Here is a 23752-nt window from a genome sequence, read left to right on the forward strand (position 1 = left end):
TTTTCAATGGAAAAGACCAAACAGGGTGTGCCTCCATCGGTGCCGCGCCATGTCGCGATCATCATGGATGGAAATAATCGCTGGGCGAAGAAGCGCCTGTTGCCCGGCGTTGCCGGGCACAAGGCAGGCGTGGATGCGGTGCGCGCGGTCATCGAGGTGTGCGCCGAGGCCAAGGTCGAGGTCCTGACCCTGTTCGCGTTCTCCAGCGAGAACTGGCAGCGCCCGGCCGACGAGGTCGGTGCGCTGATGGAGCTGTTCTTCTCGGCGCTGCGTCGCGAGGCCAGGCGGCTCAACGAGAACAACATCAGCCTGCGCATCATCGGTGATCGCTCGCGCTTTCACCCTGAGTTGCAGGCTGCCATGCGCGAGGCCGAGGCGCTGACCGCAGGCAGCAATCGCTTCATCCTGCAGATCGCCGCCAACTACGGTGGTCAGTGGGATATCGCCCAAGCCGCCCAGCGCCTGGCGCGTGAAGTGCAGGCCGGGCATCTGCGCCCGGAAGACATCACCCCCGAGTTGCTGCAGCCGTGCCTGGCGACAGGCGATCTGCCGTTGCCCGACCTGTGCATCCGCACCGGTGGCGAGCACCGCATCAGCAACTTCCTGCTGTGGCAGCTGGCGTACGCCGAGCTGTATTTCTCCGACCTGTTCTGGCCGGACTTCAAACACGAGGCCATGCGCACTGCATTGGCCGATTTCGCTTCGCGCCAGCGCCGCTTCGGTAAAACCAGCGAGCAGGTCGAGGCTGGAGCCCGTGCTTAATGCTTAAACAACGCATCATCACTGCGCTGATTCTGTTGCCGATTGCCCTGTGCGGGTTTTTCCTGCTCGACGGGGCGAACTTTGCCTTGTTCATCGGCCTGGTGGTCACCCTCGGGGCCTGGGAATGGGCCCGCCTGGCCGGGCTGGTTGCCCAGGGCCTGCGCGTTGCCTATGCCGTGGTGGTCGCCGGCCTGCTGATGCTGCTGCACCTGATGCCGGAGCTGGCACCCTGGGTGCTGGGCGTTTCGGTGCTGTGGTGGGCGCTGGCTACCTGGCTGGTGCTGACCTACCCGCGTACCAGCGAGCTGTGGGCCAGTGTGGCCTGCCGCCTGCTGATCGGCCTGCTGGTGCTGTTGCCGGCCTGGCAAGGCCTGGTGCTGATCAAGCACTGGCCCCTGGGCAACTGGCTGATCATGGCGGTGATGGTCCTGGTATGGGGCGCCGATATCGGCGCCTACTTCTCGGGCCGGGCCTTTGGCAAGCGCAAGCTGGCGCCGCAGGTCAGCCCCGGCAAGAGCTGGGAAGGTGTCTACGGTGGCCTGGCGCTGAGCCTGGTGATCACGGCGGTGGTGGGCGTGACCCGCGAGTGGAGCGCCGGCGAGCTGATCCTCGGTCTGTTCGGTGCCGCCGTCGTGGTACTGGTGTCGGTGGTCGGCGACCTGACCGAAAGCATGTTCAAGCGCCGTTCCGGAATCAAGGACAGCAGCAACCTGCTGCCGGGGCATGGTGGGGTACTGGATCGCATCGACAGCCTCACGGCTGCCATCCCGCTGTTTGCCGTGCTGCTGTGGGCCGCCAACTGGGGCGCGCTGTGAGCCGCCCGCAACGGATCACGGTGCTGGGCGCCACAGGTTCCATTGGCCTGAGCACACTGGACGTGATTGCCCGTCACCCCGAGCGCTACCAGGCCTATGCCCTGAGCGGCTATTCGCGCCTGGGCGAGCTGCTGGCCCTGTGCCTGCGCCATGCTCCGGTGTTTGCCGTGGTGCCGGGCGATGAGGCCGCGCAGCAGTTGCAGGCCGACCTGCGTGCTGCGGGGTCGAGTACCGAGGTGCTGGTGGGCGAGCAGGGCCTGTGCCAGGTGGCGGCCGACCCGCAGGTGGATGCGGTGATGGCGGCCATCGTCGGTGCGGCGGGGTTGCGTCCGACCCTGGCCGCAGTGGAGGCGGGCAAGAAGGTGCTGCTGGCCAACAAGGAGGCGCTGGTGATGTCCGGCGCCCTGTTCATGCAGGCCGTGCAGCGCAGTGGTGCGGTACTGCTGCCGATCGACAGCGAGCACAACGCGATCTTCCAGTGCCTGCCCGGGGACTATGCCCGCGGCCTGGCCCGGGTGGGTGTGCGGCGCATCCTGCTGACCGCCTCCGGTGGCCCGTTTCGTGAAACGCCGCAGGCCGAGCTGGAGCACGTCACCCCGGAGCAGGCCTGTGCGCACCCGAACTGGTCCATGGGGCGCAAGATCTCCGTCGACTCGGCCAGCATGATGAACAAGGGCCTGGAGCTGATCGAGGCGTGCTGGCTGTTCGATGCCAGGCCTGCCCAGGTCGAGGTGGTGGTCCACCCGCAAAGCGTGATTCACTCGCTGGTCGACTACGTCGATGGTTCGGTGCTGGCACAGTTGGGCAACCCCGACATGCGCACGCCGATCGCCAACGCCCTGGCCTGGCCGCAGCGCATCGACTCGGGTGTGGCGCCGCTGGACCTGTTCGCCGTTGCCCGCCTGGATTTCCAGGCGCCGGACGAGCAGCGCTTTCCGTGTCTGCGCCTGGCGCGTGAAGCGGCGGACGCCGGCAACAGTGCCCCTGCGATGCTCAATGCGGCCAATGAAGTGGCCGTCGAGGCATTTCTTCAGCGGCGCATCCGCTTCCCGCAGATCCCGAGTATCATCGAGCACGTGCTCAACCAGGAAGCGGTCGTTGCCGTGCCGACGCTGGAGGCGGTGTTTGCAGCCGACCAGCGTGCACGCAGCCTGGCCGGGCACTGGTTGGATCGTCACGGGGTCTGAGGTGCGACGTCGCCACGGGTTGCGCCCGCTCCCGCTGAACGCTATTCGGAGAAAGACATGAGTGCGCTCTACATGATTATCGGCACCCTGGTCGCATTGGGAGTGCTGGTCACCTTTCACGAGTTCGGTCACTTCTGGGTGGCGCGGCGCTGCGGCGTCAAGGTTTTGCGGTTTTCCGTAGGGTTCGGCATGCCGCTGGTGCGCTGGCATGACCGCCATGGTACCGAGTTCGTGGTGGCCGCCATTCCCCTGGGCGGCTACGTGAAGATGCTCGACGAGCGCGAAGGCGAAGTGCCTGCCGACCAGCTGGAGCAGTCGTTCAACCGCAAGAGCGTGCGCCAGCGCATCGCTATCGTCGCGGCCGGCCCCATCGCCAACTTTCTGCTGGCCATCGTGTTCTTCTGGGCACTGGCCATGCTTGGCAGCCAGCAGGCGCGGCCGGTCATCGGCGCGGTCGAGGCTGGCAGCCTGGCGGCTGCCGCAGGCCTTAGCGCCGGCCAGGAGATCGTCGCGGTCGACGGCAAGCCGACCAACGGCTGGGCAGCGGTCAACCTGCAGCTGGTGCGCCGGCTGGGTGAAAGCGGCGCGCTGCAGGTCAGCGTGCGTGAAGAGGGTGCCAGCACCGACAGCAGCCATGTGCTCAAGCTCGATGCCTGGCTCAAGGGTGCCGACGAGCCCGACCCGATCCGCTCCCTGGGCATCCGCCCATGGCGCCCGGCGCTGGTGCCGGTGCTGGCCGAACTTGATCCCAAGGGGCCGGCCCAGGCCGCCGGTCTGAAAACCGGCGACCGCCTGCTGGCACTCGACGGCAAGGCGCTTGACGATTGGCAGCAGGTGGTGGACACCGTGCGCGGCCGTGCCGGCAGCCGCATCGTGCTGAGCGTGGCGCGTGATGGGGCGACGCTGGAGTTGCCGGTAACCCTCGCCAGCCGTGGCGAAGGCCAGAATGCCAGTGGTTACCTGGGGGCGGGCGTGGCGCCGGTGGAGTGGCCTGCGGCCATGTTGCGCGAGGTCAGTTATGGCCCGCTGCAGGGCCTGGGCGAGGGTGTTTCGCGCACCTGGAACATGAGCGTGCTGACCCTCGATTCGCTGAAGAAAATGCTGTTCGGCGAGCTCTCGGTAAAAAACTTGAGCGGACCGATAACCATTGCTAAAGTGGCGGGCGCTTCGGCCCAGTCCGGCGTTGGGGATTTCCTGAATTTCCTCGCCTACCTGAGCATTAGCCTGGGGGTTCTTAATTTGCTGCCCATTCCTGTACTGGATGGGGGGCATTTGCTGTTTTACCTGATCGAATGGGCGCGTGGTCGTCCGCTTTCGGATCGGGTGCAAGGTTGGGGGGTCCAGATCGGTATCAGTTTGGTAGTCGGGGTGATGTTGCTTGCCCTGATCAACGATTTGGGTCGACTGTAACGCTTCGCTCAATTGCGAACCTGCCGCGTCCCGCGGTGGGTCGTTTATTGCCAGTTGGAATAAGAAAGGACTTCATGAAACGTCTGCTGCTAACTGCGGTTCTCGCCGTACTGATGATCGCTGAAGTTCACGCCGAGTCCTTCACCATCTCCGATATTCGTGTCAATGGTCTGCAGCGGGTTTCCGCGGGCAGCGTGTTCGGCGCCTTGCCATTGAACGTTGGGGACGAGGCCGATGATCGGCGCCTGGTGGATTCCACCCGTGCGCTGTTCAAGACCGGCTTCTTCCAGGACATCCAACTGGGTCGCGACGGCAACGTCCTGATCATCACCGTGGTCGAGCGTCCTTCCGTCTCGAGCATCGAGATCGAAGGCAACAAGGCCATCAGCACCGAAGACCTGATGAAGGGTCTGAAGCAGTCGGGCCTGGCCGAAGGTGAAATCTTCCAGCGTGCCACCCTCGAAGGTGTGCGCAACGAGCTGCAGCGCCAGTACGTGGCCCAGGGCCGCTACTCGGCCGAGGTCGACGCCGAGGTGGTGCCGCAACCGCGCAACCGCGTAGGTCTGAAAATCAAGATCAACGAAGGCACCGTCGCTGCCATCCAGCACATCAACGTGGTGGGCAACACCAAGTTCAGCGACGACGAGCTGGCCAGCCTGTTCGAACTCAAGACCACCAACTGGCTGTCGTTCTTCAAGAACGACGACAAGTATGCCCGCGAAAAACTGTCCGGTGACCTCGAGCGCCTGCGCTCCTACTACCTGGACCGCGGCTACATCAACATGGACATCGCCTCCACCCAGGTGTCGATCACCCCGGACAAGAAGCACGTCTACATCACCGTGAACGTCAACGAGGGCGAGAAGTACACCGTTCGTGACGTCAAGCTGTCCGGCGACCTGAAGGTGCCGGAAGACCAGGTCAAGGCACTGATGCTGGTGCAGCCTGGCCAGGTGTTCTCGCGCAAGGTGATGACCACCACCTCCGAGCTGATCACCCGCCGCCTGGGCAACGAAGGCTATACCTTCGCCAACGTCAACGGCGTGCCGCAGCCTCACGATGACGACCACACCGTCGACATCACCTTCGTCGTCGACCCGGGCAAGCGTGCCTACGTCAACCGCATCAACTTCCGTGGCAACACCAAGTCCGAGGACGAAGTGCTGCGCCGCGAGATGCGCCAGATGGAAGGTGGCTGGGCATCGACCTACCTGATCGACCAGTCCAAGACCCGCCTCGAGCGCCTGGGCTTCTTCAAGGAAGCCAACGTCGAGACCCCTGCCGTGCCGGGCACCGACGACCAGGTCGACGTGAACTACAGCGTCGAAGAGCAGGCATCGGGTTCGATCACCGCCAGCGTCGGTTTCGCGCAGAGCGCCGGCCTGATCCTGGGTGGTTCGATCAGCCAGAACAACTTCCTGGGTACCGGTAACAAGGTCTCCATCGGCCTGACCCGTTCCGAATACCAGAGCCGCTACAACTTCGGCTTCGTGGACCCCTACTGGACTGCCGATGGCGTGAGCCTTGGCTACAACGCCTTCTACCGCACCACCGACTACGACGACCTCGACGTCGACGTGGCCAGCTATGCGGTGGACAGCCTGGGTGCGGGCGTCAGCGTCGGCTACCCGATCAGCGAGACTTCGCGCCTGACCTTCGGCCTCACCGCCCAGCAGGACAAGATCAAGACCGGTCGCTACACCGTTGACGAGATCTTCGACTTCGTCAAAAAGGAAGGCGACAACTACCTGAACTTCAAGGCATCGGCCGGCTGGTCGGAGTCCACCCTGAACAAGGGCGTGCTGGCTACCCGTGGTCACTCCCAGAGCCTGGTGCTCGAGGCGACCACCCCGGGCAGCGACCTGTCGTTCTTCAAGCTTGACTACCGTGGCCAGCTGTTCAAGCCGATCAACAACGACTACACCCTGCGTCTGCACACCGAGCTGGGCTACGGCGACGGCTTCGGCAGCACCTCGGGCCTGCCGTTCTACGAGAACTACTACGCCGGTGGCTTCAACTCCGTGCGTGGCTTCAAGGACAGCAGCCTGGGCCCGCGCAGTACCCCGAGTAAAGGCAACAACCCTGGCACTGCGCGTGACCCGGACCAGGATCCACTGCCGTTCGGCGGCAACGTGCTGGTGCAGGGCGGCGTGGAACTGCTGTTCCCACTGCCGTTCGTCAAGGACCAGCGTTCGCTGCGCACCTCGGTTTTCTGGGACGTGGGTAACGTGTTCGACACCAACTGCGGCTCCAAGCCGGATTGCGAGAAGGTCGGCCTCAGCGGCCTGGCCAGTTCGGTCGGCCTGGGCGTGACCTGGATTACTGCACTGGGCCCGTTGAGCTTCAGCCTGGCGATGCCGGTCAAGAAGCCGGACGATGCCGATACCCAGGTGTTCCAATTCTCTCTGGGCCAGACCTTCTAAGGGTCTGCCCCGCGTAAACGACAACGGATTCTGTAGGAGTGCATCGTGCGTAAGTTGACTCAACTGGCTGTACTGGCTGCGACCCTGATCGCGACCCCGGCATTTGCCGAGATGAAAATTGCCGTCCTGAACTATCAGATGGCGCTGCTGGAATCGGACGCGGCCAAGAAGTACGCGGTCGATGCGGAGAAGAAATTCGGCCCGCAACTGACCAAGCTGAAAAACCTGGAAAGCAGCGCCAAGGGCATCCAGGACCGTCTGGTCAAGGGTGGCGACAAGATGGCCCAGGGCGAGCGCGAGCGTCTGGAGCTTGAATTCAAGCAAAAGGCCCGTGACTTCCAGTTCCAGTCCAAGGAGCTGAACGAAGCCAAGGCCGTTGCCGACCGCGAGATGCTCAAGCAGCTCAAGCCCAAGCTCGACGGCGCAGTGGAGGAAGTGATCAAGAAGGGTGCTTTCGACCTGGTACTCGAGCGTGGCGCGGTCATTGATGTCAAGCCTCAGTACGACATCACCCGCCAGGTCATCGAGCGCATGAACCAGTCCCGTTGAACATGACTGCGACCATGAAACTCGGCCAGCTGGCCGAGTTCCTCGGGGCCACCCTCAGTGGCCCGGCGGAGCTCGACATCACTGGCCTTGCGACCCTGCACGAGGCTGGCCCGGGACAACTGAGTTTCCTGGCCAACCCGCAGTACCGCAAATTCCTGCCTGAGAGCAAGGCCGCTGCGGTCCTGCTCAAGGCTGCCGATGCCGAGGGCTTTGCCGGTCACGCGCTGATCGTTGCAGATCCCTACCTGGCCTACGCACGTGTTTCCCACCTGTTCGATCCAAAGCCCAGGGCTGTGGCGGGAGTTCATCCCAGCGCCGTGGTGGCTGCAGACGCACAGGTCGATGCCAGCGCCAGCATCGGTGCCTGTGCAGTGATCGAAAGCGGGGCGCAGATCGGCCCTGGCGTGACCATCGGTGCCCACTGCTTCATCGGTGCGCGCAGCGTGATCGGCGAAGGCGGCTGGCTGGCCCCGCGCGTCACGCTGTACCACGATGTGCATATCGGCAAGCGTGTGGTGATCCAGTCCGGCGCCGTGCTGGGGGGTGAGGGTTTCGGTTTCGCCAATGAAAAGGGCGTATGGCAGAAGATTGCCCAGATCGGCGGCGTGAGCATCGGCGACGATGTCGAGATCGGCGTGAACACCGCCATCGACCGCGGTGCACTGGCCGATACCCGTATCGGCAATGGCGTGAAACTCGACAACCAGATCCAGATCGCCCATAACGTACAGGTCGGCGACCACACGGCAATGGCCGCGTGTGTCGGTATTTCCGGCAGCACCAAGATCGGCAAGCATTGCACCATCGCCGGCGGTGTCGGCATGGTCGGGCATATTGATGTGTGTGATGGGGTGTTCGTCTCCGGGATGACCATGGTCACCCGTTCCATCACCGAGCCAGGTGCCTATTCGTCCGGTACGGCCATGCAGCCGCTGGGTGAGTGGCGCAAGAGTGCCGCGCGCATTCGCCAGCTGGATGAGATGGCCAAACGTCTTCAACAAGTGGAAAAGCGACTCGAGGCCGTGACCTCGGGCGACAAAGCTTCATCAGAAGGCTGATACCATTTCCTGATCAAGAGCGCCCAGCCGCTAGACTGCGCTCCTTGATTTGCTAAAGGAGCGCCGCTCGAACGTGCGCGCTCCCTATCTTTACTACAGGCTTCCCCCCGAAATGATGGACATCAACGAGATTCGCGAATATTTGCCTCACCGTTACCCGTTCCTGCTGGTGGACCGGGTGGTGGACTTGGACGTAGAGGCCCAGCGCATTCGTGCCTACAAGAATGTCAGCATCAACGAGCCTTTCTTCAACGGTCACTTCCCGGCGCACCCGATCATGCCCGGCGTGCTGATCATCGAAGCGATGGCCCAGGCAGCCGGCATCCTCGGGTTCAAGATGCTGGACGTCAAACCCGCGGACGGTACCCTGTACTACTTCGTCGGTTCCGACAAGTTGCGCTTTCGCCAGCCGGTGCTGCCGGGTGATCAACTGATCCTCGAAGCCAAGTTCATCAGCTGCAAGCGCCAGATCTGGAAGTTCGAGTGCCAGGCGTCGGTGGACGGCAAGCCGGTATGCTCGGCCGAGATCATCTGCGCGGAACGCAAACTATGAGTTTGATTGACCCTCGGGCAATCATCGATCCATCGGCAAAGATTGCCGACGGCGTCGAGGTCGGCCCATGGTCGATCGTCGGTGCCGGGGTCGAGATCGGGGAAGGGACCGTGATTGGTCCGCATGTGATTCTCAAAGGGCCGACCCGCATCGGCAAGCACAACCGCATCTACCAGTTCGCCTCTGTCGGCGAAGACACCCCTGACCTCAAGTACAAGGGTGAACCGACGCGCCTGGTGATCGGCGACCACAACGTGATCCGCGAAGGCGTGACCATTCACCGTGGCACCGTGCAGGACCGTAGCGAAACCACCCTGGGTGATCACAACCTGGTCATGGCCTATGCCCATATCGGGCACGACAGCGTGATCGGCAACCACTGCATCCTGGTCAACAACACCGCGCTGGCCGGGCATGTGCATGTGGGCGACTGGGCGATACTGTCCGGGTTTACCCTGGTGCACCAGTTCTGCCATATCGGCGCCCACAGCTTTTCCGGCATGGGTACCGCCATCGGCAAGGATGTGCCGGCCTTCGTCACCGTGTTCGGCAACCCGGCCGAGGCGCGCAGCATGAACTTCGAAGGCATGCGCCGTCGCGGTTTCAGCGATGAAGCTATCCATGCCCTGCGCCGCGCCTACAAGGTGGTGTATCGCCAGAACCTGACGGTCGACCAGGCCATCGCCGAACTGGCCGAGCCCGCCCAGCAGTTCCCCGAGGTCGACCTGTTCGTCAAGTCGATCCAGAACTCCGCCCGCGGCATCACCCGCTGACATGGCGCCACTCTGTGTAGCGCTGGTGGCAGGCGAAGCCAGCGGCGATATTCTTGGCGCCGGCCTGATGCGTGCACTCAAGGCCCGCCATCCGCAGGTACGCTTTATCGGCGTCGGCGGCCCATTGATGGAAGCCGAGGGGCTGAGTTCCTACTTTCCCATGGAGCGCCTGGCCGTCATGGGCCTGGTCGAAGTGCTGGGTCGCCTGCGCGAGCTGCTCAAGCGCCGCAAGCTGCTGATCCAGACGCTGATCGAGCAGAAGCCGGACGTGTTCATCGGTATCGATGCGCCCGACTTCACCCTCAACATCGAACTGAAACTGCGCCAGGCCGGCATCAAGACCGTGCACTACGTCAGCCCTTCGGTATGGGCCTGGCGGCAGAAGCGTGTGCTTAAGATCCGCGAAGGCTGCGACCTGATGCTCACGCTGTTTCCGTTCGAGGCGCGGTTCTATGAAGAGCAGGGCGTGCCGGTGCGTTTCGTCGGCCACCCGCTGGCCGATACCATCCCGCTGCAGGCCGACCGCACTGCAGCGCGTGAAGCGCTGGGCCTGCCCGACGGCCCCTTGGTGGCGCTGATGCCAGGCAGCCGTGGCGGCGAAGTAGGGCGCCTGGGTTCACTGTTTCTGGATACCGCACAGCGGCTTCGCGAGCTGGTGCCGGGGGTGCGCTTCGTCTCGCCCTGCGCCAACCCGGTGCGCCGTGCCCAGCTCGAACAGATGCTCGAAGGCCGCGACCTGCCACTGACCCTGCTCGACGGCCAGTCGCACCAGGCCCTGGCAGCCTGCGATGCGGTATTGATCGCCTCGGGCACCGCTACCCTGGAGGCGCTGTTGTTCAAGCGACCCATGGTGGTGGCGTACCGTGTGGCCCCGGTGACCTACTGGATTCTCAAGCGCCTGGTCAAAAGCCCTTATGTATCGCTGCCCAACCTGCTGGCCCAGCGCCTGCTGGTGCCCGAACTGCTGCAGGAGGCCGCCACCAGCGAGGCCCTGGCGCAGACCCTGGCACCACTGGTGAATGGTGGCGAGCAGCAGACCGAGAGCTTCGATCAGATTCACCGTACCCTGCGCCGCGATGCCTCCAACCAGGCAGCCGACGCGGTACTGGCCTTGCTGGAACATCGATAAATGCAAATCGGACTGGATTTCAACCTGGTCGAAGACCTGGTCGCCGGGGTTGACGAAGTCGGCCGCGGCCCGCTGTGTGGCGCGGTGGTGACCGCTGCCGTGATCCTCGACCCGAGCCGGCCGATCCTGGGCCTGAACGATTCGAAAAAGCTCACCGAGGCGCGCCGCGAAAAGCTCTTCGACGAGATCTGCGAGAAGGCCCTGAGCTTTCACATCGCCCGCGCCGAGGTCGACGAAATCGACCAGCTGAACATTCTGCATGCCACCATGCTGGCCATGCAGCGCGCGGTCGAAGGCCTGCACATCACGCCCAAGCTGGCACTGATCGACGGCAACCGTTGCCCCAAGCTCAATGTGCCATCAGCGCCGGTGGTCAAGGGTGACAGCCAGGTGCCGGCCATCGCTGCGGCCTCTATCCTGGCCAAGGTGACCCGTGACCGGGAAATGGCTGCCTTCGAGCTGATCTACCCTGGCTACGGCATCGGCGGGCACAAGGGCTACCCGACCCCGCTGCACCTTGAAGCCCTGGCCCGGCTTGGCCCCACGCCGATTCACCGGCGCTCGTTCGCCCCGGTACGGGCTGCATTCGAGGCCCGTGGCCTGCAGGCCAACGGCCTGTTGCCGGTGTAGAGGCAACCCCCGTTCAGCCTGACCACTCCCGCGCAGGCTGTAGTTTTGATCGAGGCCCGGTACAATCCGGGCCTTGTTGTTTTGTGCTGCTATAGGATCATCATGTCGGCTTCTTTCGTTCATCTTCGCCTGCACACCGAATTCTCGCTGGTCGATGGCCTGGTGCGGATCAAGCCGCTGGTCAAGGCCCTGGCCGGGATGAACATGCCGGCGGTGGCCGTCACCGACCAGAGCAACATGTGCTCGCTGGTCAAGTTCTACAAGACCGCCATGGGCAGCGGGATCAAGCCGATCTGCGGGGCCGACCTGTGGCTGTCCAACGCCGACCCCGACCTGCCGCTGTCGCGCATCTGCCTGTTGGCGATGAACGCCAAGGGCTACCGCAACCTCACCGAGCTGATCTCCCGTGGCTGGATGGACGGCCAGCGCAATGGCGTGGTGGTCATCGAACGCGAGTGGATCGCCCCGGCCAGCGAGGGCCTGATCGCCTTGTCGGCGGCCAGGGAAGGCGATATCGGCATGGCACTGCTGGGCAACAACCCGCAGGAAGCCGAGGCCCTGCTGCGCGACTGGATGGCGATGTTCCCCGATCGCTTCTATGTCGAGGTGCAGCGCACCAACCGCAGCGGCGACGAAGAGTACCTGCACGCCGCCGTGGCCCTTGCCGACCGCCTGGGCGCGCCGCTGGTGGCCACCAACGACGTGCGCTTCATCAAGCAGACCGACTACGACGCCCACGAAACCCGGGTGTGCATCGGCGAAGGCCGTGCCCTGGACGATCCGCGGCGCTCGCGCAACTACAGCGACCAGCAGTACCTGAAAAGCCCGGAAGAAATGGCCGAGCTGTTCAGCGACCTGCCCGACGCCCTGGCCAACACGGTCGAGATCGCCAAGCGCTGCAACATCGAGGTGCAGCTGGGCAAGCACTTCCTGCCCGACTTCCCCACGCCCAACGGCATGGGCATCGATGAATACCTGCGCCATGTGTCCCATGAAGGCCTGGAAGAGCGCCTGGCGGTGCTCTGGCCCAAGGACACCACGCCCAACTATGAAGAGAAGCGCCAGGTCTACCTCGACCGGCTGAAGTTCGAGCTGGACATCATCATCCAGATGGGCTTCCCCGGTTACTTCCTGATCGTTATGGACTTCATCAAGTGGGCCAAGAACAACGGCGTGCCGGTAGGTCCGGGCCGGGGGTCGGGTGCCGGCTCGCTGGTGGCCTACGTGCTGAAGATCACCGACCTCGACCCGCTGGCCTACGACCTGCTGTTCGAACGTTTCCTCAACCCTGAACGGGTCTCGATGCCCGACTTCGACGTCGACTTCTGCATGGACGGTCGCGACCGCGTGATCGAGTACGTGGCCGATGCCTACGGGCGCAATGCGGTGAGCCAGATCATCACCTTCGGCACCATGGCGGCCAAGGCGGTGGTGCGTGACGTGGCGCGGGTGCAGGGCAAGTCCTACGGTCTGGCCGACCGCCTGTCGAAGATGATTCCATTCGAAGTCGGCATGACCCTGGAGAAGGCCTACGAGCAGGAGGAAATGCTGCGCGACTTCCTCAAGACCGACGAGGATGCCAAGGAAATCTGGGACATGGCCCTCAAGCTCGAGGGTGTTACCCGGGGCACCGGCAAGCACGCCGGTGGCGTGGTCATCGCGCCGACCAAACTCACCGACTTCTCGCCGATTGCCTGTGACGAAGAGGGCGGCGGCCTGGTAACCCAGTTCGACAAGGATGACGTGGAGGCGGCCGGCCTGGTGAAGTTCGACTTCCTTGGCCTGCGTACCCTGACCATCATCAAGTGGGCAATGGAGACGATCAACCGCGAGCAGGCCAAGGCCGGCCTGCCGGACCTGAACATCGACTTCATCCCGCTGGACGACAAGAAAACCTACGACCTGCTGCAGAAGGCCGAGACCACTGCGGTATTCCAGCTCGAGTCGCGCGGCATGAAGGAGCTGATCAAGAAGCTCAAGCCCGACTGCCTGGAAGACCTTATCGCACTGGTGGCACTGTTCCGCCCGGGCCCACTGCAATCGGGCATGGTGGACGACTTCATCAACCGCAAGCACGGCCGCGCCGAGCTGGCCTACCCGCACTCCGACTACCAGTACGAAGGCCTCAAGCCGGTACTGGCGCCGACCTACGGCATCATCCTGTACCAGGAACAGGTGATGCAGATCGCCCAGGTGATGGCCGGCTACACCCTTGGCGGTGCGGACATGCTGCGCCGGGCGATGGGCAAGAAGAAGCCCGAGGAAATGGCCAAGCAGCGTGGCGGTTTCATCGAAGGCTGCGCCACCAACAACATCGACCCGGACCTGGCGGGCAACATCTTCGACCTGGTGGAAAAATTCGCCGGTTACGGTTTCAACAAGTCCCACTCAGCCGCCTACGGCCTGGTGTCGTACCAGACCGCCTGGCTCAAGACCCATCACCCGGCCGCGTTCATGGCTGCGGTACTGTCGGCGGATATGCACAACACCGACAAGGTGGTGACCCTGATCGAGGAAGTGCGCAGCATGAAGCTGCGCCTCGATGCACCGGATGTGAACACCTCCGACTTCAAGTTCACGGTCAACGACGACGGCCGCATCGTGTATGGCCTGGGCGCGATCAAGGGCGTGGGCGAGGGCCCTGTCGACGCGATCGTCGAGGCGCGCAGCAGCGGGCCGTTCAAGGACCTGTTCGACTTCTGCGAGCGGGTCGACCTCAAGCGCATCAACAAGCGCACCCTCGATGCATTGATCCGCAGCGGTGCGCTGGACCGCCTGGGGCCGTTCTTCCACGACGAAATCAAGGCCTACCAGGCCAACATCGACCGTAACCGCGCGGTGCTGCTGGGGGCGATGGAAGAGGCGATCAAGTCGGCCGAACAGACCGCACGCACCCACGACAGCGGGCACTCGGACCTGTTCGGCGGGTTGTTCGTGGAGGCCGACGCCGACGTCTATGCCAACCACCGCAACGCCCGCGAGCTGACCCTCAAGGAACGCCTGCGCGGCGAGAAGGACACCCTGGGCCTGTACCTGACCGGCCACCCGATCGACGAGTACGAAGGCGAGATCCGCCGTTTCGCCCGTCAGCGCATCATCGACCTCAAGCCGGCCCGCGATACCCAGACCGTGGCCGGCATGATCATTGCGCTGCGCGTGATGAAGAACAAGAAGGGCGACAAGATGGGCTTCGTGACCCTCGACGACCGCTCCGGGCGCATCGAGGCGTCGCTGTTTGCCGATGCGTTCATGGCCGCGCAGCCGTTGCTGCAGACCGACGCGATGGTGGTGGTCGAAGGGGAGGTCAGCAATGACGACTTCTCCGGTGGCCTGCGCCTGCGGGTCAAGCGCGTGATGAGCATGGAAGATGCACGTACCAACCTGGCCGAAAGCCTGCGCCTGAAGATCCATGCCGACGCCCTCAAGGGCGACCGCCTGGCGTGGCTGGGCGAGCTGTTCAAGCGCCATCGCGGCGCGTGCCCGATCAGCATGGAATACACCGGCAACGATGCGCGCGCCCTGCTGCAGTTTGGCGAAGGTTGGCGCATCGACCCCGCGGACGGACTGATTCAGGCCCTGCGTGACCAGTTCGGGCGTGAGAACGTCTTCCTGCAATATCGATGAATTGATGAATTTTTAATCTCGACCTGAATGCGCCTGATCCCTTAAGGTAGGGCGCCAAACGGATCAACCGGCCGGCCGCCTGGCCGTCGACCCAAGACGGATGCCTATGAACCCGAATTTTCTGGATTTCGAACAGCCGATTGCTGACCTGCAAGCCAAGATCGAAGAGCTGCGCCTGGTCGGCAATGACAACTCGCTGAACATCGGCGATGAAATCGCCCGTCTGCAAGACAAGAGCAGCACGCTGACCGAGAGCATTTTCGGCAACCTGACCAGCTGGCAGATCGCGCGCCTGGCGCGTCACCCGCGTCGTCCGTACACCCTGGACTACATCGACCACATCTTCACCGAGTTCGACGAGCTGCATGGCGACCGCCACTTCTCCGACGACGCCGCGATCGTTGGCGGCATCGCCCGCCTGGACGACCAGCCGGTGATGGTGATCGGTCATCAGAAAGGCCGTGAAGTGCGCGAGAAGGTACGCCGCAACTTCGGCATGCCACGCCCTGAAGGCTACCGCAAGGCGTGCCGCCTGATGGAAATGGCCGAACGCTTCAAGATGCCGATCCTGACCTTCATCGACACCCCGGGCGCCTACCCTGGCATCGACGCCGAAGAGCGCAACCAGAGCGAAGCGATTGCCTGGAACCTGCGCGTGATGGCTCGCCTGAAAACGCCGATCATCGCCACCGTGATCGGCGAAGGCGGTTCGGGCGGTGCACTGGCCATCGGCGTTTGCGACCAGCTGAACATGCTGCAGTACTCCACCTACGCGGTGATTTCGCCGGAAGGCTGCGCCTCGATCCTGTGGAAGACTGCCGAGAAGGCTGCTGACGCAGCCGAAGCGATGGGCATCACGGCCGAGCGCCTCAAGGGCCTGGGTATCGTTGACAAGGTGATCGGCGAACCACTGGGCGGCGCACACCGTGACCCGGCGGCGGCCTCGGCCAACATCCGCGCTTCGCTGATCGAGCAGTTGGACATGCTCAAGGCGTTCGACAACGACGCGCTGCTCAAGCGCCGTTATGATCGCCTGATGAGCTACGGGCTCTGATCTGAACTCATCGGTGGCCCTTTCGCTTCTGTAGGAGCCGGCTTTGCCGGCGAAGGGCCACCGATGATCGACCTGCGCAACACCCTGTCCCCCTGGCACCAAGCTACCGGCTGGTGCGTCGCCCTCTCTGGTGGCCTCGACTCCACCGTCCTGCTGCACCTGCTGGCCCAACAGCCGGCTGCCCCCCTTCGTGCCCTCCATGTCCACCACGGTCTGCAAGCCGCTGCCGATGCGTGGCCGGCCCACTGCCAGCGCCTGTGCGACAGCCTGGGCGTACCGCTGGACATCATCCATGTGCACGTCGCCCCAGGCGCCAGCCTGGAGCAGGGCGCCCGGGACGCGCGCTATGCAGCCTTCGCCCGGGCCCTGCGCCCGGGCGAACTGCTGCTGACCGGCCAGCACCGCGACGACCAGGCCGAGACGCTGCTGTTTCGGCTGTTGCGCGGGGCCGGCCTGCGTGGCCTGTCGGGGATGCCAGCGCAGCGGGCGTTGGGGCAGGGCAGCCTGCTGCGACCCTTGCTGAATACCCCGCGTGATGAACTGCTGGCCTACGCCACCGCGCATGGCCTGCATTGGATAGAAGACCCCAGCAACGATGACACCCAGTTCTCGCGCAACTACCTGCGCCACCAGGTGCTGCCGGCGCTGACCCGACGCTGGCCCCAGGCGTCGCGCAGCCTGGCGCGCAGCGCCGCGCACCTGGCCGAGGCGCAGGGCCTGCTCGATGAAGTGGCGCAGCAGGACCTCGCACAAGCCTCGACCCCCGATGCCTTCGCCTGGTTGGGCTGCCCGTCGCTGGATCTGGAGGTGCTGCGCCAACTGTCCCCGGCACGCCAGCGCAACGCCCTGCAGTACTGGCTGGCGGCGCGCACGCGCCTGCCGGACACTCGCCACTGGTCGGGTTGGGAAGACGTGCGCGATGCCGGCGGCGAAGGGCGTCCTGTATGGCGCCTGGCCGATGGCGAGCTGCACCGCAGTGGCCTGCGCATCTACTGGCTGGGTGCGCACTGGCTCACGCCGCCGGCGCAGCCGGGCCCCTGGCTCGACCCGCGCCAGCCGCTTGCACTGCCCGGTAATGGCCAGTTGACACTAAGCGGCAGGTTGCCGCAGGGCCCGCTGCAGGTGCGCTATCGCCAGGGCGGCGAGAGGATGGCGATCGAGGGCAGAGGCCATCGCGACCTCAAGCGGTTGCTCAACGAGCGCCAGCTACCCTTGTTCGCCCGCCAGCGCGTGCCGCTGCTGTACCGCGACGGGCAGTTGCTGGCGGTGGCCAACCTGCCGGGGCTGGGGCTTGCCGACGGGCAACTGCACTGGTGCGTACCGACAAGCGCGCAAGGTTTGAGATGAAAGGGACATTCCGGTAGACTACGCTCCCTTCTTGATACAACTTCTGTGACTTCATCTGAATCACGGCAGTTGCCGATTACCAAGCAGTTTTTTGCTGGGCGATTCTAAAAATGTTTAGCGAGCTCCTTACCGGGTTTTCAACCCCCGGTCTGACCAGGCGCGGCAGTTTTTTAAGATGCACTGTGATTGACGCAGGTGATCGGGGGCTTCGGCCTTCCTTCGCTTTCCCCGGCGGCACTGACCGCTTTAACGCAGACTTCTAGGGTTTTTCATGACGCGCTACATATTCGTCACGGGCGGTGTTGTTTCTTCATTGGGGAAAGGCATTGCCTCGGCTTCATTGGCGGCCATCCTGGAGGCGCGGGGGCTCAAGGTCACCATGCTCAAGCTGGACCCGTACATCAACGTCGACCCGGGCACCATGAGCCCGTTCCAGCACGGTGAAGTGTTCGTCACCCACGACGGCGCCGAGACCGACCTGGACCTGGGCCACTACGAGCGGTTCATCCGCACGACCATGACCCAGAACAACAACTTCACCACCGGCCGCGTGTACGAGCACGTGCTGCGCAAGGAGCGCCGTGGTGACTATCTGGGTGCCACCATCCAGGTGATCCCGCACATCACCGACGAAATCAAGCGCCGCATCATCAAGGGCGCCGGCGATGCCGACGTGGCCATGGTCGAGATCGGCGGTACCGTGGGTGACATCGAGTCGCAACCGTTCCTCGAGGCCATCCGCCAGCTGCGCTTCGAAGTGGGCGCCAAGCGCGCGATGCTGATGCACCTGACCCTGGTGCCGTACATCGCCACCGCCGGCGAGACCAAGACCAAGCCTACCCAGCACTCGGTCAAGGAGCTGCGCTCCATCGGCCTGCAGCCGGACGTGCTGGTGTGCCGTTCCGATCACCCGATCGACAGCTCGTCGCGCCGCAAGATCGCGCAGTTCACCAACGTTGAAGAACGTGCGGTGATCGCGCTGGAAGACGCCGACACCATCTACAAGATCCCGGGCATCCTGCACTCCCAGGGCCTGGACGACTTCGTCGTCGAGCGTTTCGGCCTGCAGTGCGGCAGCGCCGACCTGTCCGAGTGGGACGCGGTGGTCGATGCCAAGCTCAACCCCGAGCACGAAGTCACCATCGCCATGGTCGGCAAGTACATGGAACTGCTCGATGCCTACAAGTCGCTGATCGAAGCGATGAGCCATGCCGGCATCAGCAACCGCACCAAGGTCAACCTGCGCTACATCGACTCCGAAGACATCGAGAACCAGGGCACCGGCCTGCTCGAAGGCGTGGACGCCATCCTGGTACCGGGCGGTTTCGGCCTGCGCGGCGTGGAAGGCAAGATCACTGCCGTTCAATACGCTCGCGAGAACAAGGTGCCTTACCTGGGTATCTGCCTGGGCATGCAGGTGGCGGTCATCGAATTCGCCCGCAACGTGATGGGCTGGAAGGACGCCAACTCCACCGAGTTCGATCGCGCCAGCGGTCACCCGGTGGTGGGCCTGATCACCGAGTGGGAAGATGCCACCGGCGCGGTCGAGACCCGTACCGAAGCCTCGGACCTTGGCGGCACCATGCGTCTGGGCGCCCAGGAGTGCCAGCTGCAAAGCGGCTCCAAGGTGCACGACTGCTACGCCAAGGACGTGATCGTCGAGCGTCACCGTCACCGCTACGAGGTCAACAACAACCTGCTGCCGCAACTGATCGAGGCGGGCCTGGTGGTCTCGGGTCGTTCCGGCGACGGCGCACTGGTCGAAGTGGTCGAGTCCAAGGACCATCCGTGGTTCGTGGCCTGCCAGTTCCACCCGGAGTTCACCTCTACCCCGCGTGACGGCCACCCGCTGTTCAGCGGCTTCGTCAAAGCTGCATTGGCTCAAAAGAACAAGGCCTGATCCATGACCCAGAAGATCATTCGCGTCGGTAACATCGAGATCGCCAACGACAAGCCGTTCGTCCTGTTCGGCGGCATGAACGTGCTGGAATCCCGTGACCTGGCCCTGAAGGTCTGCGAAGAGTACGTGCGGGTTACCGAGAAGCTCGGTATCCCCTACGTGTTCAAGGCCAGCTTCGACAAGGCCAACCGTTCGTCGATCAACTCCTACCGCGGCCCTGGCCTGGAAGAGGGGATGAAGATCTTCGAAGAGATCAAGCGCACCTTCAACGTGCCGGTGATCACCGACGTGCACGAGCCGCACCAGGCGCAGGCCGTGGCCGACGTGTGCGACATCATCCAGCTGCCGGCCTTCCTGTCGCGCCAGACTGACCTTGTTGTCGCGATGGCCAAAACCGGCGCGGTGATCAACATCAAGAAGGCGCAGTTCCTCGCACCCCAGGAGATGAAGCACATCCTGAGCAAGTGCGAAGAGGCCGGCAACGACCAACTGATCCTCTGCGAGCGTGGTTCGAGCTTCGGCTACAACAACCTGGTGGTGGACATGCTCGGCTTCGGCATCATGAAGCAGTTCGAGTACCCGGTGTTCTTCGACGTGACCCATGCCCTGCAGATGCCGGGTGGTCGCGCCGATTCCGCAGGTGGCCGCCGTGCCCAGGTCACCGACCTGGCCAAGGCCGGCCTCAGTCAGGGGCTGGCGGGCCTGTTCCTCGAGGCCCACCCGGACCCTGACAATGCCAAGTGCGACGGCCCGTGCGCCCTGCGCCTGGACAAACTGGAGCCATTCCTGGCCCAGCTCAAGCAACTGGACGAACTGGTCAAGAGTTTTCCGACGGTAGAAACCGCGTAAACCTCGATTCTCCGGTAAAGTACCGCCCGTTCATCCCCTGACCCCCGGGTCAGGGGCTTGTCCTCGTCAGGCCTGCCCGTGCGCCGACCGCCTGTGACGGACCCGGTTTTTTTCTCAGCTGCGTTGTTTTCGTCAATTCTGGAGTGCTTACAACAATGGCAAAAATCGTCGACATCAAAGGTCGTGAAGTTCTCGATTCGCGCGGTAACCCTACCGTCGAAGCGGACGTACTGCTCGACAACGGCATCATCGGCAGCGCCTGTGCGCCGTCGGGTGCTTCCACTGGCTCGCGCGAAGCGCTGGAGCTGCGTGATGGCGACAAGAGCCGTTACATGGGCAAGGGCGTACTGAAGGCCGTCGCCAACATCAACGGCCCGATCCGCGACCTGCTGCTGGGCAAGGACCCGGTCGAGCAGAAAGCGCTCGACCTGGCGATGATCAAGCTCGACGGTACTGAAAACAAAGGCAACCTGGGCGCCAACGCCATCCTCGCCGTGTCCCTGGCTGCCGCCAAGGCCGCTGCACAGGACCAGGACCTGCCGCTGTACGCGCACATCGCAAACCTCAATGGCACCCCTGGCCAGTACTCGATGCCGGTCCCGATGATGAACATCATCAACGGCGGCGAGCACGCCGACAACAACGTCGACATCCAGGAGTTCATGGTGCAGCCGGTCGGCGCCAAGACCTTCTCCGACGCGCTGCGCATGGGCACCGAGATCTTCCACCACCTCAAGGCAGTACTGAAGGCCCGTGGCCTGAACACCGCCGTGGGTGACGAGGGTGGTTTCGCACCTAACCTGGCTTCCAACGAAGACGCGCTGTCGGCCATCGCCGAAGCCATCGCCAACGCCGGCTACACCCTGGGCACCGACGTGACCCTGGCGCTGGACTGTGCGGCCAGCGAGTTCTACGAGGACGGCAAGTACAACCTGTCCGGTGAAGGCAAGTCGTTCGACGCAGCCGGTTTTGCCGACTACCTCAAGGGCCTGACCGAGCGTTTCCCGATCATCTCGATCGAAGACGGCCTGGACGAGTCCGACTGGGCGGGCTGGAAGATCCTGACCGACAAGATCGGCGACAAGGTGCAACTGGTCGGTGACGACCTGTTCGTGACCAACACCAAGATCCTGAAGGAAGGCATCGACAAGAAGATCGCCAACTCGATCCTGATCAAGTTCAACCAGATCGGCACCCTGACCGAAACCCTGGAAGCCATCCAGATGGCCAAGGCCGCCGGTTACACCGCGGTGATCTCGCACCGTTCGGGCGAAACCGAAGATTCGACCATTGCCGACCTGGCCGTGGGTACCGCTGCCGGCCAGATCAAGACCGGTTCGCTGTGCCGCTCCGACCGCGTCTCCAAGTACAACCAATTGCTGCGTATCGAAGAGCAACTGGGCAGCAAGGCTGTGTACCGTGGTCGCGGCGAGTTTCGCGGCTAAGCCAGAGATGGTAAAAAGGCCGCAGTGTGAGGCTGAAAGACGCAGCTAATCTTTCAGCAACCCTGTGCAGCAAGTGCTTTCCCCACAAAGCCTGGCTTCGGTCAGGCTTCGTGCCATCAGCCCCTTGTGCACGGGCGGCCTTTTTCCAGTGGATACCCTGATGCGTAGTCCCTATTGGTTGTTCCTCGTCTTGCTCCTGTTGCTGGGTGGCCTGCAGTACCGTCTGTGGGTGGGCAACGGCAGCCTGGCCCAGGTTGCCGACCTCAAGCAGCAGATCGCCGACCAGCACGCTGAAAACGAGCGTCTGCTGGAGCGTAATCGCGTGCTTGATGCCGAAGTGCTGGAGTTGAAGAAAGGTATGGAAACCGTCGAAGAACGCGCTCGTCATGAGCTGGGTATGGTCAAGGAGGGTGAAACCCTCTACCAGTTGGCCCAATGACGGCGTCCCTGCCTGCCTTCTGGGCAGTGATTCCTGCCGCGGGTGTTGGTGCCCGCATGGCTGCCGACCGTCCCAAGCAGTACCTGCAACTGGGCGGGCGGACGATTCTCGAGCATAGCCTCGACTGTTTTCTCGACCATCCATGCCTCAAGGGCGTGGTGGTCAGCATTGCTGCCGACGACCCTTACTGGCCGGGCCTGGCCTGCGCCAGCGATACGCGCATCCAGCGTGCGGCAGGTGGGCGCGAGCGTGCCGATTCGGTGCTCAACGCCTTGCTGCTGCTGCATGCCCAGGGCGCGGCCGACAACGACTGGGTGCTGGTGCACGATGCGGCGCGGCCGAACCTGGCGCGCGACGACCTTGACCGCCTGCTGGGCGAGCTGGCGAATGACCCGGTGGGCGGGCTGCTGGCGGTGCCGGCGCGCGACACGCTCAAGCGTGCCGATGCCAACGGGCGGGTAAGCGCCACCATCGACCGCAGCACGGTGTGGCAGGCGTACACCCCGCAGATGTTCCGCCTGGGGGCATTGCACCGTGCGCTGGCAGACAGCCTGGTGGCGGACGTGGCGATCACCGACGAGGCGTCGGCCATCGAATGGTCGGGGCAGGCGCCGCGCCTGGTCGAAGGGCGCAACGACAATATCAAGGTGACGCGGCCGGAAGACCTGGAGTGGCTGAGGCAGCGCTGGGCCAATCGCGGCAATTGACCACGGTGGCCCATTCTCTGGCAAGCCAGCCTTGCACAAGGGACTGCAGTACGTTCAAGGGCGGGTGAATGATTTGTGGGAGCCCGCGACGTTTTCTACACGCTGCGGTACTCAGGCAACTGTCCCAACTTCTCCCGTAGATAATCCACCAGCTTGCGCACCTTCGGCGACAGGTGCCGCTGTTGCGGGTACAACGCCCACACCGCCGTATTCGGCGGCTGATGCGCTTCAAGCAGCGACACCAGCGCGCCACTGCCCAGATGCTCCAGCACGTAGTAGTCCGGCAACTGGCACAGGCCCATCCCCTGCAGCGCCGCATCCAGCACCGCCTGCCCGCTGTTGCAGCGCCAGTTGCCCTGCACCCGCTGACTGATTTCCCGACCCTCCTGCTGCAAGGCCCAGATATCCGTGCTGCCGATCAGGCAGTTGTGCCGCGCCAGCTCCGACACGCTGTGGGGCCGCCCATAGCGCTCCAGGTACGCCGGCGAGGCGCACAGGTACATGCGCCGTGGGGCCAGGCGTGCCGCCACCAGGCGTGACTCCTGCAACCGACCCAGGCGAATCGCCATGTCCATGCCTTCGTGCAGCAGGTCGAGGGTGCGGTTGGTCAGCTCGATGTCCACCCGCAACTGCGGGTACTGCGCCATGAAGCGGGTGACCAGCGGCACGATGAAGCGCTCGCCATAGGCCACCGCACAGGTCATGCGCAGCAGCCCCTTGGGCTCGCTGGTCAGGTCGCCTATGGCGCGCAGGGCCTCTTCGCGGCCATCCTGCAGGCGCTGGCAGTGCTGAAGAAAGGTCTGCCCGGCCTCGCTCAAGGTCACCTTGCGCGTGCTGCGGTACAAAAGGCGCGTCTGCAGGCGATCTTCCAGGCGCGCCACCGCGCGGCTCACGTGCGACGACGATACCCCCAGGCGCTCGGCTGCCGCAGTGAACTGGCCCGTTTCGGCCACCGCGACGAATTCGTCGATCCCTTCCCAGCGGCTGCTCATCGATTATCCCTGCATGGCAATAATGTTTTGTGTTTGGCTCGATTATTAATCAAAAGACGATGAATTACACTTCACGCCTGAACTGAAACCTTTGTGGAGAACCTTG

The 23752-nt window shown here is 63.7% G+C and carries 20 protein-coding genes; 19 read left to right on the forward strand and 1 reads right to left on the reverse strand.

The window, feature by feature from the left end; all coding sequences use genetic code 11:
* The first annotated feature begins 6 nt into the window (after positions 1-6).
* From uppS to ispD, 19 genes are all read left to right on the forward strand, one after another.
* The gene (uppS, locus tag N0B28_RS06160) at positions 7-762 is read left to right on the forward strand and encodes a polyprenyl diphosphate synthase (protein WP_043863255.1); all 756 of its coding nucleotides are present in this window, start codon (positions 7-9) and stop codon (positions 760-762) included.
* Complete coding sequence (locus N0B28_RS06165) at positions 762-1577, forward strand: phosphatidate cytidylyltransferase (RefSeq protein ID WP_123752966.1); 816 nt, start codon at positions 762-764, stop codon at positions 1575-1577. Before uppS ends, N0B28_RS06165 begins: the two co-directional genes overlap by 1 nt.
* On the forward strand, positions 1574-2764 hold the full coding sequence (gene ispC / locus N0B28_RS06170) for a 1-deoxy-D-xylulose-5-phosphate reductoisomerase (RefSeq protein WP_123752967.1): 1191 nt from the start codon (positions 1574-1576) through the stop codon (positions 2762-2764). Before N0B28_RS06165 ends, ispC begins: the two co-directional genes overlap by 4 nt.
* Before the next feature lie 57 nt (positions 2765-2821).
* The gene (rseP, locus tag N0B28_RS06175; RefSeq protein WP_054915001.1) at positions 2822-4174 is read left to right on the forward strand and encodes an RIP metalloprotease RseP; all 1353 of its coding nucleotides are present in this window, start codon (positions 2822-2824) and stop codon (positions 4172-4174) included.
* Positions 4175-4248: 74 nt separating this feature from the next.
* On the forward strand, positions 4249-6597 hold the full coding sequence (gene bamA / locus N0B28_RS06180) for an outer membrane protein assembly factor BamA (RefSeq protein ID WP_275730922.1): 2349 nt from the start codon (positions 4249-4251) through the stop codon (positions 6595-6597).
* A gap of 45 nt (positions 6598-6642) precedes the next feature.
* Positions 6643-7146 (forward strand): OmpH family outer membrane protein, encoded by a 504-nt coding sequence (locus tag N0B28_RS06185; RefSeq protein WP_043863260.1) that lies wholly within the window; start codon positions 6643-6645, stop codon positions 7144-7146.
* A gap of 2 nt (positions 7147-7148) precedes the next feature.
* The gene (gene lpxD / locus N0B28_RS06190; RefSeq protein WP_058541488.1) at positions 7149-8204 is read left to right on the forward strand and encodes a UDP-3-O-(3-hydroxymyristoyl)glucosamine N-acyltransferase; all 1056 of its coding nucleotides are present in this window, start codon (positions 7149-7151) and stop codon (positions 8202-8204) included.
* A gap of 112 nt (positions 8205-8316) precedes the next feature.
* Positions 8317-8757 (forward strand): 3-hydroxyacyl-ACP dehydratase FabZ, encoded by a 441-nt coding sequence (gene fabZ, locus N0B28_RS06195; protein ID WP_038613986.1) that lies wholly within the window; start codon positions 8317-8319, stop codon positions 8755-8757.
* Positions 8754-9530 carry an acyl-ACP--UDP-N-acetylglucosamine O-acyltransferase gene (gene lpxA, locus N0B28_RS06200; RefSeq protein ID WP_043863262.1) on the forward strand — a complete coding sequence of 259 codons (777 nt, stop codon included), beginning with the start codon at positions 8754-8756 and terminating at the stop codon, positions 9528-9530. The genes fabZ and lpxA overlap by 4 nt, the downstream gene beginning before the upstream one ends.
* Position 9531: 1 nt before the next feature.
* The gene (gene lpxB, locus N0B28_RS06205) at positions 9532-10659 is read left to right on the forward strand and encodes a lipid-A-disaccharide synthase (RefSeq protein WP_123752969.1); all 1128 of its coding nucleotides are present in this window, start codon (positions 9532-9534) and stop codon (positions 10657-10659) included.
* A complete protein-coding gene (gene rnhB / locus N0B28_RS06210) occupies positions 10660-11289 on the forward strand; it encodes a ribonuclease HII (RefSeq protein WP_054914999.1) in 630 nt (209 codons plus the stop codon).
* 102 nt (positions 11290-11391) lie between these two features.
* Entirely contained in the window at positions 11392-14913 is a 3522-nt protein-coding gene (gene dnaE / locus N0B28_RS06215; protein WP_058541490.1) for a DNA polymerase III subunit alpha, read from the forward strand.
* Between the two features lie 106 nt (positions 14914-15019).
* Entirely contained in the window at positions 15020-15967 is a 948-nt protein-coding gene (locus tag N0B28_RS06220; protein ID WP_043863266.1) for an acetyl-CoA carboxylase carboxyltransferase subunit alpha, read from the forward strand.
* A 63-nt stretch (positions 15968-16030) separates the two neighbouring features.
* Complete coding sequence (gene tilS, locus N0B28_RS06225) at positions 16031-17314, forward strand: tRNA lysidine(34) synthetase TilS (RefSeq protein ID WP_275730929.1); 1284 nt, start codon at positions 16031-16033, stop codon at positions 17312-17314.
* Between the two features lie 271 nt (positions 17315-17585).
* Positions 17586-19214: a CTP synthase gene (locus N0B28_RS06230; protein ID WP_043863268.1), complete on the forward strand. Its 1629-nt coding sequence runs from the start codon at positions 17586-17588 to the stop codon at positions 19212-19214.
* A gap of 3 nt (positions 19215-19217) precedes the next feature.
* On the forward strand, positions 19218-20063 hold the full coding sequence (gene kdsA / locus N0B28_RS06235) for a 3-deoxy-8-phosphooctulonate synthase (RefSeq protein WP_043863269.1): 846 nt from the start codon (positions 19218-19220) through the stop codon (positions 20061-20063).
* 155 nt (positions 20064-20218) lie between these two features.
* Positions 20219-21508 carry a phosphopyruvate hydratase gene (gene eno, locus N0B28_RS06240; protein WP_043863270.1) on the forward strand — a complete coding sequence of 430 codons (1290 nt, stop codon included), beginning with the start codon at positions 20219-20221 and terminating at the stop codon, positions 21506-21508.
* 160 nt (positions 21509-21668) lie between these two features.
* Positions 21669-21947: a cell division protein FtsB gene (gene ftsB / locus N0B28_RS06245; protein WP_043863271.1), complete on the forward strand. Its 279-nt coding sequence runs from the start codon at positions 21669-21671 to the stop codon at positions 21945-21947.
* Complete coding sequence (gene ispD, locus N0B28_RS06250) at positions 21944-22654, forward strand: 2-C-methyl-D-erythritol 4-phosphate cytidylyltransferase (protein WP_054914996.1); 711 nt, start codon at positions 21944-21946, stop codon at positions 22652-22654. The genes ftsB and ispD overlap by 4 nt, the downstream gene beginning before the upstream one ends.
* A 95-nt stretch (positions 22655-22749) precedes the next feature.
* Here ispD and N0B28_RS06255 read toward each other — a convergent pair whose 3' ends face one another.
* Positions 22750-23646, reverse strand: coding sequence for a LysR substrate-binding domain-containing protein (locus N0B28_RS06255; protein WP_123752971.1), 897 nt, complete (start codon positions 23644-23646; stop codon positions 22750-22752).
* Between the last annotated feature and the right edge of the window lie 106 nt (positions 23647-23752).

It is taken from the genome of Pseudomonas sp. SD17-1, assembly GCF_029201585.1.
Classification (GTDB): Bacteria; Pseudomonadota; Gammaproteobacteria; order Pseudomonadales; family Pseudomonadaceae; genus Aquipseudomonas; species Aquipseudomonas palmensis.

Coding starts and splice junctions, on each gene's coding strand:
- uppS (WP_043863255.1), top strand. CDS start 7: ATGGAAAAGACCAAACAGGGTGTGCCTCCATCGGTGCCGCGCCATGTC.
- N0B28_RS06165 (WP_123752966.1), top strand. CDS start 762: ATGCTTAAACAACGCATCATCACTGCGCTGATTCTGTTGCCGATTGCC.
- rseP (WP_054915001.1), top strand. CDS start 2,822: ATGAGTGCGCTCTACATGATTATCGGCACCCTGGTCGCATTGGGAGTG.
- bamA (WP_275730922.1), top strand. CDS start 4,249: ATGAAACGTCTGCTGCTAACTGCGGTTCTCGCCGTACTGATGATCGCT.
- lpxD (WP_058541488.1), top strand. CDS start 7,149: ATGACTGCGACCATGAAACTCGGCCAGCTGGCCGAGTTCCTCGGGGCC.
- fabZ (WP_038613986.1), top strand. CDS start 8,317: ATGATGGACATCAACGAGATTCGCGAATATTTGCCTCACCGTTACCCG.
- lpxA (WP_043863262.1), top strand. CDS start 8,754: ATGAGTTTGATTGACCCTCGGGCAATCATCGATCCATCGGCAAAGATT.
- lpxB (WP_123752969.1), top strand. CDS start 9,532: ATGGCGCCACTCTGTGTAGCGCTGGTGGCAGGCGAAGCCAGCGGCGAT.
- rnhB (WP_054914999.1), top strand. CDS start 10,660: ATGCAAATCGGACTGGATTTCAACCTGGTCGAAGACCTGGTCGCCGGG.
- dnaE (WP_058541490.1), top strand. CDS start 11,392: ATGTCGGCTTCTTTCGTTCATCTTCGCCTGCACACCGAATTCTCGCTG.
- N0B28_RS06220 (WP_043863266.1), top strand. CDS start 15,020: ATGAACCCGAATTTTCTGGATTTCGAACAGCCGATTGCTGACCTGCAA.
- tilS (WP_275730929.1), top strand. CDS start 16,031: ATGATCGACCTGCGCAACACCCTGTCCCCCTGGCACCAAGCTACCGGC.
- N0B28_RS06230 (WP_043863268.1), top strand. CDS start 17,586: ATGACGCGCTACATATTCGTCACGGGCGGTGTTGTTTCTTCATTGGGG.
- kdsA (WP_043863269.1), top strand. CDS start 19,218: ATGACCCAGAAGATCATTCGCGTCGGTAACATCGAGATCGCCAACGAC.
- eno (WP_043863270.1), top strand. CDS start 20,219: ATGGCAAAAATCGTCGACATCAAAGGTCGTGAAGTTCTCGATTCGCGC.
- ftsB (WP_043863271.1), top strand. CDS start 21,669: ATGCGTAGTCCCTATTGGTTGTTCCTCGTCTTGCTCCTGTTGCTGGGT.
- ispD (WP_054914996.1), top strand. CDS start 21,944: ATGACGGCGTCCCTGCCTGCCTTCTGGGCAGTGATTCCTGCCGCGGGT.
- N0B28_RS06255 (WP_123752971.1), bottom strand. CDS start 23,646: ATGAGCAGCCGCTGGGAAGGGATCGACGAATTCGTCGCGGTGGCCGAA.